Annotated in this window: 14 protein-coding genes; 5 read left to right on the top strand and 9 right to left on the bottom strand. The window is 60.7% G+C overall.

Annotation, left to right across the window (positions count from 1 at the left end; translation table 11 throughout):
- Positions 1-8 precede the first annotated feature (8 nt).
- Positions 9-1,544, bottom strand: a complete 1,536-nt coding sequence (locus ACQKKX_RS05525) for a diguanylate cyclase domain-containing protein (protein ID WP_427569463.1) — start codon at positions 1,542-1,544, stop codon at positions 9-11.
- A gap of 188 nt (positions 1,545-1,732) precedes the next feature.
- On the opposite strand from ACQKKX_RS05525, the gene ACQKKX_RS05520 reads away from it, so the two are divergent.
- Both ACQKKX_RS05520 and ACQKKX_RS05515 read left to right on the top strand, forming a co-directional pair.
- Positions 1,733-3,130, top strand: coding sequence for a TIGR03808 family TAT-translocated repetitive protein (locus ACQKKX_RS05520; RefSeq protein WP_427569462.1), 1,398 nt, complete (start codon positions 1,733-1,735; stop codon positions 3,128-3,130).
- 99 nt (positions 3,131-3,229) lie between these two features.
- Entirely contained in the window at positions 3,230-3,889 is a 660-nt protein-coding gene (locus tag ACQKKX_RS05515; protein ID WP_427569461.1) for a glutathione S-transferase family protein, read from the top strand.
- Positions 3,890-3,988: 99 nt separating this feature from the next.
- Here ACQKKX_RS05515 and ACQKKX_RS05510 read toward each other — a convergent pair whose 3' ends face one another.
- Together ACQKKX_RS05510 and ACQKKX_RS05505 are read right to left on the bottom strand one after the other, a co-directional pair.
- Entirely contained in the window at positions 3,989-4,615 is a 627-nt protein-coding gene (locus tag ACQKKX_RS05510; protein WP_427569460.1) for a glutathione S-transferase family protein, read from the bottom strand.
- 74 nt (positions 4,616-4,689) lie between these two features.
- On the bottom strand, positions 4,690-5,697 hold the full coding sequence (locus ACQKKX_RS05505; protein WP_427569459.1) for an asparaginase: 1,008 nt from the start codon (positions 5,695-5,697) through the stop codon (positions 4,690-4,692).
- A gap of 86 nt (positions 5,698-5,783) precedes the next feature.
- Between ACQKKX_RS05505 and ACQKKX_RS05500 the strand changes: the two genes are divergently transcribed.
- Complete coding sequence (locus tag ACQKKX_RS05500; RefSeq protein ID WP_427569458.1) at positions 5,784-6,521, top strand: DUF3750 domain-containing protein; 738 nt, start codon at positions 5,784-5,786, stop codon at positions 6,519-6,521.
- 71 nt (positions 6,522-6,592) lie between these two features.
- On the opposite strand, the gene ACQKKX_RS05495 is transcribed toward ACQKKX_RS05500, so the two are convergent.
- The 4 genes from ACQKKX_RS05495 to betA all read right to left on the bottom strand — a co-directional run bounded on the left by ACQKKX_RS05495 (position 6,593) and on the right by betA (position 12,044).
- Positions 6,593-6,739 (bottom strand): DUF1127 domain-containing protein, encoded by a 147-nt coding sequence (locus tag ACQKKX_RS05495; RefSeq protein WP_427569457.1) that lies wholly within the window; start codon positions 6,737-6,739, stop codon positions 6,593-6,595.
- Positions 6,740-7,315: 576 nt separating this feature from the next.
- Positions 7,316-8,326 (bottom strand): NAD(P)H-quinone oxidoreductase, encoded by a 1,011-nt coding sequence (locus ACQKKX_RS05490; protein ID WP_427569456.1) that lies wholly within the window; start codon positions 8,324-8,326, stop codon positions 7,316-7,318.
- A 52-nt stretch (positions 8,327-8,378) separates the two neighbouring features.
- Entirely contained in the window at positions 8,379-10,220 is a 1,842-nt protein-coding gene (locus ACQKKX_RS05485) for a bifunctional diguanylate cyclase/phosphodiesterase (RefSeq protein WP_427569455.1), read from the bottom strand.
- A 186-nt stretch (positions 10,221-10,406) separates the two neighbouring features.
- Positions 10,407-12,044 carry a choline dehydrogenase gene (betA, locus tag ACQKKX_RS05480; protein WP_427569454.1) on the bottom strand — a complete coding sequence of 546 codons (1,638 nt, stop codon included), beginning with the start codon at positions 12,042-12,044 and terminating at the stop codon, positions 10,407-10,409.
- Here betA and ACQKKX_RS05475 point away from each other — a divergent pair.
- Positions 11,995-12,339, top strand: a complete 345-nt coding sequence (locus tag ACQKKX_RS05475) for a type II toxin-antitoxin system RelE family toxin (protein WP_427570132.1) — start codon at positions 11,995-11,997, stop codon at positions 12,337-12,339. The genes betA and ACQKKX_RS05475 overlap by 50 nt on opposite strands.
- 3 nt (positions 12,340-12,342) lie before the next feature.
- On the top strand, positions 12,343-12,705 hold the full coding sequence (locus tag ACQKKX_RS05470) for a helix-turn-helix domain-containing protein (RefSeq protein ID WP_427569453.1): 363 nt from the start codon (positions 12,343-12,345) through the stop codon (positions 12,703-12,705).
- Between the two features lie 8 nt (positions 12,706-12,713).
- On the opposite strand, the gene betB is transcribed toward ACQKKX_RS05470, so the two are convergent.
- Both betB and betC read right to left on the bottom strand, forming a co-directional pair.
- A complete protein-coding gene (betB, locus tag ACQKKX_RS05465; protein ID WP_427569452.1) occupies positions 12,714-14,177 on the bottom strand; it encodes a betaine-aldehyde dehydrogenase in 1,464 nt (487 codons plus the stop codon).
- Between the two features lie 4 nt (positions 14,178-14,181).
- Complete coding sequence (betC, locus tag ACQKKX_RS05460) at positions 14,182-15,705, bottom strand: choline-sulfatase (RefSeq protein ID WP_427569451.1); 1,524 nt, start codon at positions 15,703-15,705, stop codon at positions 14,182-14,184.
- Between the last annotated feature and the right edge of the window lie 388 nt (positions 15,706-16,093).

Genomic DNA, 16,093 nt, shown 5'->3' with positions numbered 1-16,093 from the left:
ACTGAAACCTATATGCCCGAACCATCCGCCAGCCACATGTGCGAGACCCGCAACCGGTCGCGGCCGAGTTGCTTGGCTTCATACATGGCGCGATCGGCGCTGGCGAGCAAGGCTTCCGGCGTATCGCCGTCCTGCGGAAAGAAGGCGGCACCCATGCTGCAGCTAGGTCGGATCAGGTTGTTCTCGACAACGATCGGCGATGACAGCGCGGTGCGGAGCTCCTGCAGACGGCGCACCACACCTGGTTCGTCCTGAAAACTGTTTGGAAAGACGATGGCGAATTCATCGCCGCCAAGGCGCACGAGAAGATCGCTCGCCCGCACGCAGGCCGCCATGCGCGTAGCCAGCGTCTTCAGCACCTCGTCACCCGCCGCATGGCCGAAGCGGTCGTTGATCTGCTTGAAATTGTCGAGATCGAGATAGGCGACCGTCACCTTGTGCCCGGCCCGCCGCGCCTCCTTCAGGATGCGATGAAACTGCGTCCAGAACAGAGCCCGGTTGGGCAGGCCCGTCAGGGCATCGTGATGCGCCATGTGACGGATGCGCTCTTCGCTGCGCGCACGCTCGATGGCAATCGCCGCAATGTCGGTTGCCACGGCAAGCAGGTCCAGTTCGGCGGCGGTCGGCTCGCGCACGCTGCGGGCATAGAGTGCGACCGTGCCCAGAACCTCGCCGCTCGATGCCAGTATCGGGTTGGACCAGCAGGCGCGAAATCCGAAGACGAGAGCAAGGTCGGCAAAGGCGTGCCAGAGGGGATCATGCTCGATATCGCTGACGATGACACGCGCCCGACGCCACGCCGCCGTGCCGCAGGAGCCGACCCGCGGGCCGATTTCGATGCCGTTGATCAATTTCACATAGGTTTCGGGAAGGTTCGGGGCCGAGCCGTGCCGCAGGCGCTCTCCGCCCTCCTCCATCAACAGAACAGAGGCGCAGACATCGCTAAGCTGCTGTTCGACCAAACCCGTCAGGGCGTCGAGAACTTTCGGCAGGGGCTGGCCGCGCGCGATCATTTCGAGAAGCGTTGCCTGACATCGGCGCAGCTCTTCCTGGCGCTTGCGCTCCGTAATATCGCGCGACAAGCCGATAAGACCGATGACCTCGCCCGCCTCGTTCCGCAATGGCGCCTTGGTAGTCAGGAGCCAAATCGGGTCGCGATCCAGAACCTCGATGAATTCCTCGCGTTCGACGACACCGCTTCCGGCTGTCATCAACTGCTGCTCGATCATGAAGATCTCTTCGGCCTGCTCCAGCCGGATGTGATCGAAAATCGTGGTGCCGACCATGCCGTCCGCACCGTAGGCGCGGCTTGCGGCTGCGGTGGCCGCGTTGACATAGACATAGCGGCTGCGACGATCCTTGACGTAGAAATATTCGGGGAAATCGTCGAGGATGGTGGCCGCGTCGAGCGCGCGCGTCAGCAGGTGGTGCTGATCGTCGTCCTGTTCGCCACAGGTTGAGATCCGCAGCAGCTGGAAGCGCAGTTCATCCAGCGCGTCGGCCTGTGCATCGGACACGACCTGCCGTAACATGGCACTGCTCATCCATGTCCTCCTTTTGACTATCGTCGGGAGTCCCACCACCCGGACCGGAATGATGGGCGACAAGTCCTTACCGTTCATTAAGAACATAAGGACATTTTGAAACTTAAGCGCGCTTCGAAAAAACGATTATTCCGGCGCGTGTATCAATTCGAAACGGCGCAGCAAGCACAGGAAAACCACGGCCGCATATGAACTCTTCCTTAGCGATATCACGCCGCGGGGCGCTGTCTTTGGCGCTGGCGGGAGGGGCGGCCATGCTTGCGGCGCGACCGGCGGCAGCGGCCTCGCAGCAGCTTTTCGACGGGGCCGGCTTGCGGGGCGGGATCGATGCCGCCGCCCGCGGATTGGTGCCCGGCGCCCCTGACGATCAGGGGACAAAACTGTCCGCCATCATCGGCCGTGCCGCCCGTGACAACCAGCCGATATTCCTGCCGCCCGGGACCTACAGGGTCTCCAATCTCGACCTGCCGGAAGGAACGCGCCTCATGGGCGTCGAGGGTGCAACACGTCTGGTTCATAACGGCGGCGGTCCTTTTATGCGCGCCAGCGGGGCCGGGCGCATTGCGCTCTCAGGCCTCGTGCTCGACGGCGCCAACCGGCCGCTTGGGGAACCCGCGGCAGCGCTGATCGACATGCGCGATGTCGCCGACGTCGCCATCGAAAATTGCGAAATCATCGGCTCCGGCAAATCCGGCATTCAGCTCGAGCGCTGCGGCGGCAGGATCGACCGCTGCCGCCTTGTCCGGGCCGCCGATTACGCCCTTCTTGCGATCGATAGCGTGGGCCTCTCAATTACCGGCAACAGCGTGACCGATTGCGGCAATGGCGGCATTCTCGTGCACCGCCGGACCAAAGGCCCGGATGGAACCCTCATCGCCGGCAACCGGATCGTCGGAACGCGGGCGACGAATGGTGGGACCGGCCAGTATGGCAATGCCATCAACATCTACCGTGCAGACAACGTTCAGGTGATCGGCAACCATATCAATAGATCCGCTTTTTCCGCCATCCGATCGAATGCCGGATCGAACGTGCTGATCGCCAACAACCAATGCCTGGCGTCGGGCGAGACCGCGATCTATTCGGAGTTCGGCTTCGAAGGCGCCATCGTCAGCGGCAATTTGGTGGACGGCGCCGCCAACGGCATTTCGATCGTCAACTTCAACGAGGGCGGTCGACTGGCGAGCGTCAGCGGCAATGTCATCCGCAACCTCTCGCTGGTTGCCCCCTACGAACAGTCCGATACTTTTTTCGGCCTGGGCATCAGCGTCGAGGCGGATACGGTTGTCACCGGCAACGTGATTGAAAACGCGCCCCGTTTCGGTCTGCTTCTGGGTTGGGGACCGTTTCTGCGCAATGTCAGCATGACGGGCAACGTCGTGCGGCAGGCGGCTACCGGTTGTGCCGTATCAGTGGCGCCGGGGGCAGGAAACGCCATCATCGCCAACAACCTGTTCGAACGCGTTTCATCCGGCGGCATCAAGGCTTACCGATGGCACGACGCCGCGAGCGGCGAACTCGCCGGCAACACCCCGGCCTTCCCGCAGCTCACGATTACGGGAAACCGGGTTGTCCCTGCAAATTAACGCGGCCCCTGCGAAGAAATAGTCGCGGCGCCCCGTCGATCGGGCTTCCCCTCCTGCGCAAGCCCTCCTAGCCTTGCGGGGCAATCACGGAGGATTCGCATGCTGACAATCTATGGCGTCTATCGCTCGCGCGCCACGCGGCCGCTTTGGCTTCTCGCCGAAATCGATCACCCGTTCCGGCTGGTCCCGGTCATCCAGGCCTATCGCATCAGCGAGCCGATGCAGCCCGAGGCGCCGCTTAACACCCTTTCCCCGGATTTTCTTGCCATCAATCCCATGGGCTCGATCCCGTCCATGGAAGATAACGGTCTGGTGCTGCATGAATCGCTTGCCATCTCCCTCTATATCGCCCGCAAATACGGCGGCGATCTGGGGCCGAAGGATATCGACGAGGAAGCGCTGATGGTGCAGTGGTCGCTGTTTGCCGCGACCAGTATCGAGACGCCGGCGCTCAAGATCAACGTCGCGATTTCCGGCAACAGGCAGGACAGCCCGGATGGAAAGGCCGAGATCGAGGTGGCGGCGCGCCAGCTCAAGCGGCCCTTCGATGTGCTTGACAAGCACCTGTCGCAACACGGCCATATCGTCGGCGGCCGCTTCACCGTCGCCGATATCAACGTCGCCGAATGCGTCCGCTATGCCCAGGGAGAGTTGTCGCTTCTGGACGGACGCCCGGCACTGAAGGCCTGGCTCGAAACCTGCCAGAACCGCGCAGGCTTCAAGACCATGTGGGACACCCGCAGCATGGAACCGGCATAAGCTGCTTTGCGCAGGCGCCGCCTCAGCCGCGGCTGCGCGAGATGCCGGCGCGGGACAGGCGCCCGCCGGCGGTTTGCCGCAGTTCTGAGGGTCCGCGCTTTAAAGCGCGGCCTCTTCCTGCAGGGCGCGCCGCACGGCCGGCCGTTCGCCAATCCAAGCAAAATGGTCTGCGACCCTCGGAAATTCCGAGATCGCGACCTTGTTGCTGCCAAGCCAGCCGGACAGCACGAAGAGATAGGCGTCAGCGACCGTGTACTGCTCGCCCATCACGTGGGGCCCGACGAGGAATTCGTCTTCGATCAGGCGAAAACACGCGCGCATGTTCGCCGGAACCTTCGCCGTCATGTCGGCCTGCGATGCCGCCTCGTCGGCCCAGCGATAGCCACGCCGGCCATGGGCATGTGCCACATGAACGGTTGAGGCAAGATAGGCGTTGAACGCCTGCATCCGGGCGAAATCGAAGGGATCGGCTGGGGCAAGTGCGGGGCCCGCGTCAGCGGCAAGCTGGGCGAGATAGGCGAGGATCGCCACCGTCTCCGTCAGCACGCCACGTTCTGTCTCGAGCACAGGAACGCGTCCGTTCGGATTGACCTTGAGGAATGCGGGCGAGCCTTGCTCCTCCTTGGCGAAGTCAACACGCCTCAGCGTATAGGGCAGGCCGGACTCGGCCAGTACGATATGGCTGGCGCGTGAACAGGCGCCCGGCGAAAGATGCAGCGTCAACATCGATTTCCTCCTCGTGTCCGCCATGGTTTTTTTACCACCGCAGACACGAGGCGCCACAACTTTCGGGCCTTCGCTCAGGCGAATAGGGCGTCGGTCACGCGCACGTCGCCGACATGAATGCCGTTCCAGTTCTTCATCGGGCGGCTGGCCATGGCAAGAAGCTGGTCACGCAGTGTGTCGCCCTTGTCGAGGCAGCGGGCTATCAACGCGAAGATCATGGCCTCGGCGGCGCGTGTTGTGCCATCCTCGCATTTGGTTGCGATCGCCACGCCTTTTTCGGGCAATGCCGCGACAAACACGCCTTCCGCCCCGGTCTTGGCGAAAATGCGGCCCGGTGCCAGTTCCATCAGTTGCGTGCAGGCCCGCTTGGTTCCCGCGACATAAAAGGGTTGCGCCATGCAAGCATCGAACAGGCGTTTCGATGCCTTCGCGCGCTCGGCGCCGAGACCGTTACCGGTCAACATCTTGGCAAAGCCGTGGGCAAGGCCCTTTAACGGTGCCGCATAGGTCGGGATGGAGCAGCCGTCGGTACCGCAGTTTTCGTGCCCGAGTGAGGCACCGGTCAGGCTTTCCATCACACCACGGATTTCTGCCTGCAGCGGGTGATCGTAACCGACATAGCCTTTCGGATCGACGCCCATCTTCACGCAGGTGCAGATGAAGCCGGCGTGTTTGCCCGAGCAGTTGTTGTGCAGCGCCGTCGGCGCGCTCAGCGTACGGGCCTGGTGGATCAGCGTCTGCTGGTCGCTGGACCAGTGCGCGCCGCATTCGAGAACGGAGAGATCATGGCCGGCCTTGGCCAGCATGCCTGCCGCGGTTTCCACATGCAGATCCTCACCGGAATGCGAGGAGCAGGCAAGTGCCAGTTCGCGCTCCGTCAGGCCAAAGGCATCGGCAGCACCGGTTTCGATCATCGGCAGCGCCTGCATCGCCTTGCAGGCCGAGCGCGGGAAGACGGGGGCGTCTGCATCGCCAATCGAAAAGACCAGCTTGCCGTCACCATCCACAATGGCGGCGAGGCCACGGTGAACACTTTCGACACGGTCGCCACGGGTGACTTCGACGGTAACGGGGTTTTGCATGGCTCTCTCGCTCATTTGCTGCTGTCATTCTCCCGGAGCGGGCAGGGCCCTGATCCGCTTACTCCAATAACGGATGGGGACACTAGGTGAAATGTCTGAAGCGATTGTTGCTTTTGATCTTCGTGGTCTATCTTCTGCCGACCTTTGCCGCCGCCGGTCTCTGGGCAGTCAAGGACAGGCCCGCTCGCTGGAGCGATGCCAACTGGGGGTCGGCGCATATCCTTCCTGAAGCACGCGATGCGCCGGATGCGGCGATCTTCATATTTGCTGCAGCGACAGGCGGCATGAAGGGTGCCGTCGCCAGCCATTCCTGGATCGTCACCAAGGAAAAAGCCGCAGACAGCTATACGCGTTACGACAAGGTCGGCTGGGGCAGCCCGATCCGTCGCAACCATCGCCCGCCCGATGCCTACTGGTATTCGAACCCACCGCAACTGGTCGTGGAGATAAAGGGCGCGCGGGCGGAGTTGCTCATTCCGAAAATCGAAGGCGCAATCGCTGCCTATCCCTATTCCGAGCCCGGTGCCTACAGGATTTGGCCGGGGCCGAACTCCAACACCTTCGTCGCCTATGTGCTGCGCAACGTGCCGGAACTGGGCGCAGTCCTGCCGCCGCATGCCGTCGGCCGCGATTACCTGCCCGACGGGGAACTTTGGCATCTCGATCCGGACGGCCGCGACCTGCACGTCACATTACGCGGCCTTTTAGGGTTTTCGGCGGGCCTGCGGAGCGGCTTCGAAATGCATCTTCTGGGCCTGGTTGCCGGCATCGATATCGCCAATCCCGGGATCAAGGTGCCAGCGATCGGGCGGATCGGCCTGTAGTGGCCAGTCATGCGCCCAACGCAAAACGCCCGCGAAACGGCGGGCGTTTGAACGATCGTTGTGTAGCAGGCTTAGAGGCCGTTTGCCGTGCGTGCGAAACGACGGATGTCGTGACGCTCGATACCGAGATCGCGCAGTTCCCGCGACGACATGCGGTCGAGTTCCGACTTGGTCTGACGAAATTTGCGCCAGTTGTTCAATGTGCGAACGACGTTCATGACAATCCCCTTTCTATGACTGCCGAAGGCTGGCCGCCGGTCCTCGGCGCTCTATCTTCGATGACCCTTATATAAACGCAGGGTATCTGCACCAAAAGCGTTCAATCGTCACGTCACCCATGCGTAAATGCATGGGACATGGTTCACCGTGCACATGGCGCTTTGATAAACCGGCACACGTTCAGCTGCCATGTATGAGGTCACATGCGCACAGCAAAAAGGGCCGCTCGCGCGACCCTTCCATGAGTTTGGTCCGTCTTTCGAACCCGGCCGGCACTTTGCCGACCGAAGGAAGATGTGGTTCAGGCCGAGGGCTGCCCCGTCAAGACCGCCACCTTTCCATTGCCCGTAACACAGACCGAAATCTCATTAGACATTGGACCACCTTCCTTTCTTTACGTTGATGATGAACAGAAGGTAGGTGGCCGCCCTGCATGTTGCAAGGCAAGATATGTAACGAAATGCGAATATATGTGCATTGCAAAACAGATCGGCCGGACTTACCATGCGCAAGCTTTCCGAAGTCGCTTCCCGCGTGGCCGTACCGCGATGATCGGGACTGTCAGCCGGGAACTGTCAGAACCTGAGCACGATCTTGCCGATATGGCTGCTGGTTTCCATCAGCCGGTGCGCTTCGCCGACCTTCTCGAAAGGCAGGACCGCGTGCACGACGGGGCCAATCGTGCCGGCGTCCAGAAGCGGCCACACTTGAGCCAGTAGATCGTCGCGGATGGCGCGTTTTTCCTCTGCCGTGCGCGGACGCATGGTCGAGCCGGTGACCGTCAGACGCTTGACCATGATCGGCGTCAGATCGACGCTTTCGGCGACATTGCCGCCGAGAAAGGCAATGATCGACAGGCAGCCGTCCTTGGCAAGGATCGACAGGTTCTTCTGCAAATAATCGGCGCCGATCATGTCGAGCACGACATCCACGCCTTGCCCGCCGGTCTCGGCCTTGACGACTTCGGCGAAATCCTCGCTCCTGTAATTGATCGCACGGTTCGCACCGAGTTTCTCGCAGGCCTCCTGTTTTGCCTGAGATCCCACCGTGGTGAAGACAGTTGCGCCAAAAGCTCTGGCGAGCTGGATGGCCGTGGTACCGATACCGCTCGATCCGCCATGGATGAGCACGCTTTCACCTTCAGTAAGGCCGGCCATCTGGAAAAGATTGGCCCAGACGGTGAAGAAGGTTTCGCACAGGGCCGCGGCCCTGACCGCGTCATAATGTCTTGGCCATGGCAAAGCCTGGCCGGCCGGAACCGCGCAATATTCGGCATAGGCGCCACCGTTTGCCAGCGCACAGACCTTGTCGCCGATCTTGAAGTCCGTAACGCCTTCACCGACGCTGACGACTTCGCCGGCAAGCTCCAGACCGAGGATCGGACTTGCGTCCTTCGGCGGAGGATAAGCGCCCTTGCGCTGTTGCACATCGGGTCGGTTCACGCCTGCCGCCTCGACCTTGACCAGAATTTCGCCGCCACGGACCGCCGGCAAACGCCCGGTCGCCATGGTCATCACCTCGGGACCACCGAAGGTTGGCAGGTCGATATGGCGCATCTGCGTCGGCAACATCGTAAACTCTCCCATGACATTAGCGACAACCGACTTAGGGCAGTGCCGGAACCATGGGAAGGTGACGTTACGTCGCTCCCCCGCGCAGATTGGTCAAAAGATCCGGCTCGCCATCGCCGAAGACCTTAAACACGAGGCCGCCATCGCTTTCCTTGGACGCCGCCTTGACCGCGGCGATTTCGGCACTGACCCGCCCGACATCGTCGAGAAGCAGGCCCTGCGGCAATTCGATGACACCGATGGAACAGCGCAGCAGTGGAAAATACCGTTCCATGCCGGACCGGTCATGCCCCTTGATGCGGCCTTCGGCACGTTCCTGCGGCGAATAGAACTGCACCACATCGTCATGGAAATCGCTCAGCAGCCGTTCGAGAATTTCGGTGATCTCGTCCATCGACCAGCCGCTGACGCCGATGAAGAAATCGTCTCCGCCGACATGGCCGAGAAAATCGCCCTCGGAGAAGAAATAGCGCTTCATCAGCGCGGCGAACAGGGAAATGGCATGGTCGCCGATCTGGAAACCGTAATGGTCGTTGAACGGCTTGAAATTGTCGAAGTCGCAATAACAGAAGAAGCGTGTCTGCTCGTCGTCGCGGCCCGCGCCCTGCATGAAGTCGCGGATGGCCAGATTTCCGGGAAGACCGGTCAGCGGGTTCTGGTCCTGCGCGCTCTTGAGGCGTTTTTCGTTGATGACCTTGATGAGCGAGGCGGCCGACACGATGCCGGCATAGCGCATGTTCTCGGTCAGGATGACGCAGTCGCTGCCGTCCATATTGGCAAAGATCGACATCAGCCGTTCGGCATTGGCATCGAGACCGACGGTCGGTGCGTGATCGACGAAGTGCGAAATGGTGCGCTCATAGACCTTGTTCTTCAACAGGTCGCGGCCAAAGGGTTGGTAGATGAATTCTTTCAGATGATATTCGTGGATAATGCCGCGGGGCTCGCCATTGGCATTGAGGACCGGGAAAAACGGCTGGCGCGGATTGCGCCGGAATAGCTCGAAAACGCTGTCGATCGATTCATGTTCATAAACAGTCGGCAGACGCTCGATCTGCTTGCGGATAAGGATCTCGTCGAGGGACTGGTTGTTGCGCCGGGTGCGACCGAGATCGGCAAGATGCGCGAAGGACGGCTGCAACTCGTTGATAAAAGTGGTCGGCCGGGCGACGAACCAGCCCTGGATGAGATCCACCCCGAGTTCCCGACAGGAGAGGAATTCCGCTTCCGTTTCTACCCCTTCGGCAATCACCCGCACGCCGAGCACATGGGCGATATTGACGATATTCTTGACGAGATGGCGCTTGCGCGAACTTCTGTCGAAGCCGGCGATAAAATGCCGGTCGATCTTCAGATAATCTACCTGATAGTCGCTCAGCAGTTTCATCTCGCTGTGCCCGACGCCGAAATCGTCGATGGCGATCTTGAAACCGACCTTGCGCATCGTCGTCATCAGGGCCGAAAATTCCGGGACGCTGGTGTTGTCGAAGCGTTCCGACAGTTCGAAACAGACCGACGAAGGCGGCACATGCGCATTGCGCAGATGCTGGACCAGTTTTTCGATGAACTCCTCGCCCTGACAGATCAGCCGGACATCGAGATTGAGAAAAAGCGTGGCGTCCGAGAAATCCGGAAGAGTGGCGAATTTAGCCAGCGCTCGGCTGGCCATCATCTGTTCGAGCGGCAAAAGCTGGCCGGTATCGGCCGCCTGATCGAGAAGCTGCAGCGGCGTCTCGAAGCCCAGCCGGTCACAGCCGCGCATGAGCGACTCATAGCCGAACACGGTGCCGGTGCTGACTTCGACAATGGGTTGGAAGGCATTTTCGAGAACGAGCTTGCCCAGAGCCACAAGCTGGTCGTTGGCGTAACGCCGGAACATGTCCGGTTCGAGTGACGTCGCTGCCGACATCGGCATCTCCAAATCAATAGGCACTGAAATCTGGCCGGACGCTCGCAGCAAATGGTCAAAAATGACTTAGTGTTACATGAAGTTTGGATGAAGCTTTTGTGACAGTAACAATCGTTTTTAAACAAAGGGTATGGGAGGCTTTCCTGATATGTCAGAAGCGGAAGTAACCCGTCTCCAGCGGCGGCGCTATCGCGCGTTCGGATCTCTCCAAGGTCGTTGAGTAATCGGCGGCAAAGCCGTCTTTCCCATAATATGGTCTGCAGCCTTCTCGCCAGTCATGATCGACGGACCATTGAGATTGCCATAGGTAATATGCGGAAATATGGAGGAATCCGCGACCCGCAGCGCGTCGACGCCGATGACCCGGCACTCAGGATCGACGACCGCGTGCGGATCGTCAGCGCGCCCCATGCGACACGTGCCGCAAGGGTGGTAGGCGCTTTCCAGATGTTCCCGCAGGAAGGCATCGATCTCCTCGTCCGACTGCACATTTTCTCCCGGCTGGATTTCCGGGCCGCGATAATCGTCGAATGCCTTTTGTGCGAATATCTCCCGGGTCAGACGCACGCATTGGCGGAATTTTTCCCAGTCCTCCGGGTGGCTCATATAATTGAAGCGGATGACCGGATCGTCCTTCGGATCGGGCGAGCGCAGGGTGACGTTGCCGCGCGACTTCGACAGATTGTAGCCGACATGGACCTGAAAGCCGTGGCTTTTCGCTGCCGCCCTACCGTCATAGGAGATGGCGACGGGCAGGAAGTGGAACTGGATGTCGGGCTGCGCGACACCGGGGGCCGAGCGCAGGAAGGCGCAGGCCTCGAACTGGTTGGAGGCGCCAAGCCCGCCCTTGGTCACAAGCCACTGCGCGCCTGCAACCCCCTGCCAGAACCATGGCAACCAGGAATAGAGCGAGACCGGCTTGGTCGAGACCTGCTGGAAATAGAACTCCATATGGTCCTGCAGGTTGGCGCCGACCCCTGGCCGGTCGACCTTGACCGCGATGCCCATATCCTTCAGGTGCGATGCGGGCCCGATGCCTGACAGCATCAGCAGTTTTGGCGAATTGAACGCGGATGCTGCGATGATGACCTCGCGGTTCGCCCTCACGACTTCGGTCTTGCCGCGCCGAAAAATCTCGACGCCGACGGCGCGACCGTTCTCGATCAGCACCTTGTTGGCGAAACCGTGGACCACCTCGACATTCGGCCGTTTCATCGCCGGCCGCAGATAGGCATTGGCGGCAGACCAGCGACGACCGTTGTGGATGGTCTGCTCCATCAGGCCAAAGCCTTCCTGTTTTGAGCCGTTATAGTCCTCCGTCGTCTCGAACCCTGCCTGCGCCCCTGCCTTGATGAAGGCATGGAACAGCGGATTGGTCACCGGACCGCGCCGCACATGCAGGGGACCATCGGTTCCGCGCCATCCGGCCTCGCCGCCAGCAGACGTTTCCATGCGCTTGAAATAGGGCAGCACATCCGCATAGGCCCAGCCATCGGCCCCCAACGCTTCCCAGCGATTGTAGTCCTCGGCGTGACCGCGCACGTAGACAAGGCCGTTGATGGAGGACGAGCCGCCGAGAACCTTTCCACGCGGCGCGGTGATGCGGCGGTTGTTCAAGCTCGGCTCGGGCTCGGAAAGGTAACCCCAATTGTAGCGTTTCATGCTCATCGGCCAGGCAAGCGCACCCGGCATCTGGATGAACGGCCCGATATCCGACCCACCCGCCTCGATCACGATCACCGAATGTTTCCCGTCTTCCGAAAGACGGTAAGCCATGGCGGACCCCGCCGAACCGGAACCGATGATGACGAAATCTGCCTGCATTATTCAATCCATGGTTGGGTCAATTATAGCGTCCGGCTATATTGATGGGATGAAGCCGGTTCAGTATTCTCATGTCGCGCAAAAGAGCGTGAACCGGATGCAGCCGAAACGACGGGCTGCTATCAGGGCGAAGATCGATGCGTTCGCGCGTGGCGAAAGGGTCGATCCCAAAGAGCTGTCGGGCAGTCCCCTTGTTCGCATTCGGGTCGGCGTTGACAGGGTCGTCATCGACGAGCAGACAAACCTCGTCCTTGTTGTCGATGTTGGTCCCAGAGGCGGTATCTACAAGGAGTGAATGATGGGTGTCTTCAGCCGAACCGTCATCGACGGAAAGCCGTTCGTTCTCGTCCCGGAAGAGAAATTCGAGGACATGATGGACATCATCATGGCCAAGGAAGTCATGGCCCGCATCGAGGCAGGCGAAGAAACCTGGCCGGCCGAACTTGTCTATGAATTGTTCGACACCGACAGCCGCATCCGCACCTATCGCAATTACCGCAAGATGACCGTCGCCGAACTTGCCGAAGCCGCCGAACTCGCAGAGGCCACCATGTCCGATATCGAAAACGGCAAGAAAACCGGTTCCGTCGATGAGCTGAAGCGCATCGCAGCGGCCCTCAAGGTCGATTTCGACGATCTTGTCGTGGAGATGGTGGACTGACGCCATCCTCAATACGGCGCCTCGACCTTGCCCATGCCGACATAGACCGTCTTCAGCTGCGAGTAATGCTCCAGCGCCGCCAGCGAGTTTTCCCGCCCGAAACCGGACTGTTTCGAGCCTCCGAAAGGAATTTCCACCGGGCAGAGATTATAGGTGTTGATCCACAAGGTGCCGGCATCCAGCTGATCCGCCACCCGGTGACCACGCGAAAGGTCGGCGGTGAACACGCCCGCCGCCAAACCGAATTCCGTCGTGTTGGCGCGGGCAATCACCTCCGCCTCGTCATCGAAATCGAGCACGCACATGACCGGGCCGAAAATCTCCTCGCGGGCGATCGTCATGTCGTCGGTCACATCGGCAAATACGGTCGGCTGGATGTAATATCCTTCGCCGGTAATATCGTTCGGAATACCGCCGCCCGTCAGCAGCGTTGCGCCCTCCGCCCTGCCCTTGTCGATATAGGAGAGCACTTTCTGGCGCTGGTCGAAGGAGATAAGCGGTCCCATCTGCGTTGCCTCATCCAACGGCTCGCCGATGACGATGTTTTCGGTACGCGCCTTCAGCTTGGCAAGAAACGCCTGCTTGATATGGCGCTGCACGAACAAGCGCGTGCCGTTGGAACAGACCTGTCCGGTCGAATAGAAATTGCCAAGCATGGCGCCGCCGACGGCACTGTCGAGATCGGCATCGTCGAAGACGATCAGCGGCGATTTTCCGCCAAGCTCCATTGTCACATGCTTGAGGTTGCCCGCCGCCGCTGCCGCTACCTTGCGTCCGGTCGGCACAGATCCGGTCAATGAAACCTTGGCCACATCGGGATGCTGCACCAGCAGCGGGCCCGTTGTGCGGTCGCCCTGAATGACGTTGAACAGACCCTTCGGCAGCCCCGCTTCGATCAGAATTTCGGCAATCTTTAACGCTCCGAGCGGCGTGTTTTCGGACGGCTTGAACACCATGGCATTGCCGGCGGCGAGCGCCGGTGCTGCCTTCCAGCAAGCGATCTGCTGCGGATAGTTCCAGGCGCCGATGCCGACGCAGACGCCTAAAGGCACGCGCTTGGTATAGGCGAAATCGCCGCCCAGCGGAATGTAGTCGCCATTCAGTCCGGCCGCGATGACGCCGCCGAAAAATTCAAAACTGTCGGCGCCGGATGTTGGGTCGGCGACGATGGTTTCCTGGATCGGCTTGCCGGTATCGAGCGTTTCGAGTTCAGACAATTCCCGATTGCGTTCGCGCATAATGTCGGCGGCACGACGCAGGATGCGGCCGCGTGCGGTCGGGCTAAAGGCCGCCCATTCCGGCTGGGCGCGCTTGGCGGCAGCGATCGCCTTTTCGACAATCGCGGGCGTTGCCGCATGCAGGCGGGCAATCACCTCGCCGGTCGCGGGGTAAAGGCTGTCGAAGGATGTGCCTTCGGTGTCTTCCACATATTCGCCGTCAATGAAGTGGCTGGCAGTAGGTTGTGCGCGCATAAAACTATTCTCCCCGCGGGTAACGCTTGGATTCCTCGAGATTGTCGAGGTTCATGTGGTTGCGCATGTAGCGCTCGGATGCCTTTTGCAGCGGCTGATGATCCCAGGGGTAATAGGCCCCGTTGCGCAGAGCCTCGTAGACCACCCAGCGGCGCGCCTGGCTTTCGCGCACGGCGGCATCGAAGGCGCCCATGTCCCAGCGATCCTCGCGCTTCTTGCGGAACATCGTCACCACCTCGGCAAAGTCCGGGTCGTCGGCGAGGTTGGTCAGCTCTTGCGGGTCGTTGTCGAGATCGAAAAGCTGGTCCGGGTCCAGCGTGCAGTGAATGTATTTCCACCGGCCTTCGCGGATGCAGACCAGTGGTGCGTAAGAGGCTTCGGCGGCATATTCCATCAGCACCGGGTTCTTGCGCTCTCCCCCATCGATTACCGGTTTAAGGCTCTCGCCGTCCGTCCAAGGCTCGATCTCGTCCATGGAAATGCCGGCGAGATCACACAGCGTCGGCATCACGTCGAGATTGGAGACCGGCACGGTGTGCAGGCCGGGAGTGACGCCGGGGCCGGCAATCATCAGAGGCACGCGCGCGGAACCTTCGAAAAAGTTCATCTTGAACCATAGGCCGCGCTCGCCCAGCATGTCGCCGTGGTCGGAGCAGAAAAGGATCAGCGTATCGTCCAGCTGGCGGGTGCGGGTCAGCGTGTCGATCAGTTCGCCCACCTTTTCATCGAGATAGGAAATGTTGGCGAAATAGGCCCGGCGCGAGCGACGGACGTTTTCCTCGCTGATATGGAAGCTGGCATAATCACAGGATTTCAGGATGCGCTTCGAATGCGGATCCTGCTCGGCCAGCATGCCGACCTCCGGCATCAGGTGTTCGCAATCCTCATACAGATCCCAGAACTTTTTCCGGGCCACGTAAGGGTCATGCGGATGCGTGAAGGAAACCGTCAGCGCCCAGGGACGGCGTTCCGCATCGTCACGCTCACGCGATAGGTGATATATTTTCTGGTTGGCGAGGAAGGCGACCTCGTCGTCATATTCCATCTGGTTGGTGATTTCGGCCACGCCCGCGCCGGTCACCGAACCCATATTATGATACCACCAGTCGATGCGCTCCCCCGGTTTGCGGTAATCCGGCGTCCAGCCGAAATCAGCGGGATAGATATCCGTCGTCAGCCGTTCCTCGAACCCGTGCAACTGATCCGGCCCGACGAAATGCATCTTTCCCGAAAGCGCGGTGTAATAACCGGCGCGGCGCAGATGATGCGCATAGGTCGGGATGGACGATACATATTCGGCGGCGTTGTCGTAGACGCGCGTGCGGCTCGGCAGCTGCCCTGCCATGAAGGAGGCACGGGCCGGCGCACAGAGCGGCGACGACGTGTAATTGTTGGCAAACCGCGCCGAACGCGCTGCCAGCGCCTTCATGTGCGGCGCATGCAGGAAATCGGCCGGGCCGTCCGGGAAGAATGTCCCATTCAACTGATCGACCATGATGATGAGAATGTTCGGGCGGGTCTGGTTCACGGTCTGTCGGTATCCTTCACAAGGGCTGTAGCTGCAATTCGAGATGATCCTCGGTCGGCCTGAACGGCGCTTCGCTGGACGACGGGGCGTTCGGGCCTGGTCGGATATACAGGCCATCGATCATCGCCGCCACGCCATCGGCGATTTCGCTTCGGTATCCCGCAAAGGGACCGGTCGAGCGTACAAACCGGTTCGGCCTGCAGTGACAAGACCCGCATGGAGCCCAGCATTTCGCCAAAAAACGGCGGCCGTGCCGCCAGCGTATCGAGGCCGGACGCATGGCATTGGAGACAAGCGGATCGCGCCCGGGAGGTACTTGAGCGGATACCCTCGGCGGTGCGGACAGCGATGCCATCGGCCAGCAAATGTGGATAAGCCCGAAAATCGC

This window comes from Neorhizobium sp. NPDC001467, from assembly GCF_050275975.1.
Classification (GTDB): Bacteria; Pseudomonadota; Alphaproteobacteria; order Rhizobiales; family Rhizobiaceae; genus Neorhizobium.
This window is presented reverse-complemented; position numbering and strand designations above follow the sequence as displayed.

Coding starts and splice junctions, on each gene's coding strand:
- ACQKKX_RS05525 (WP_427569463.1), bottom strand. CDS start 1,544: ATGAGCAGTGCCATGTTACGGCAGGTCGTGTCCGATGCACAGGCCGAC.
- ACQKKX_RS05520 (WP_427569462.1), top strand. CDS start 1,733: ATGAACTCTTCCTTAGCGATATCACGCCGCGGGGCGCTGTCTTTGGCG.
- ACQKKX_RS05515 (WP_427569461.1), top strand. CDS start 3,230: ATGCTGACAATCTATGGCGTCTATCGCTCGCGCGCCACGCGGCCGCTT.
- ACQKKX_RS05510 (WP_427569460.1), bottom strand. CDS start 4,615: ATGTTGACGCTGCATCTTTCGCCGGGCGCCTGTTCACGCGCCAGCCAT.
- ACQKKX_RS05505 (WP_427569459.1), bottom strand. CDS start 5,697: ATGCAAAACCCCGTTACCGTCGAAGTCACCCGTGGCGACCGTGTCGAA.
- ACQKKX_RS05495 (WP_427569457.1), bottom strand. CDS start 6,739: ATGAACGTCGTTCGCACATTGAACAACTGGCGCAAATTTCGTCAGACC.
- ACQKKX_RS05490 (WP_427569456.1), bottom strand. CDS start 8,326: ATGGGAGAGTTTACGATGTTGCCGACGCAGATGCGCCATATCGACCTG.
- ACQKKX_RS05485 (WP_427569455.1), bottom strand. CDS start 10,220: ATGTCGGCAGCGACGTCACTCGAACCGGACATGTTCCGGCGTTACGCC.
- ACQKKX_RS05475 (WP_427570132.1), top strand. CDS start 11,995: ATGGCGGACCCCGCCGAACCGGAACCGATGATGACGAAATCTGCCTGC.
- betA (WP_427569454.1), bottom strand. CDS start 12,044: ATGCAGGCAGATTTCGTCATCATCGGTTCCGGTTCGGCGGGGTCCGCC.
- ACQKKX_RS05470 (WP_427569453.1), top strand. CDS start 12,343: ATGGGTGTCTTCAGCCGAACCGTCATCGACGGAAAGCCGTTCGTTCTC.
- betB (WP_427569452.1), bottom strand. CDS start 14,177: ATGCGCGCACAACCTACTGCCAGCCACTTCATTGACGGCGAATATGTG.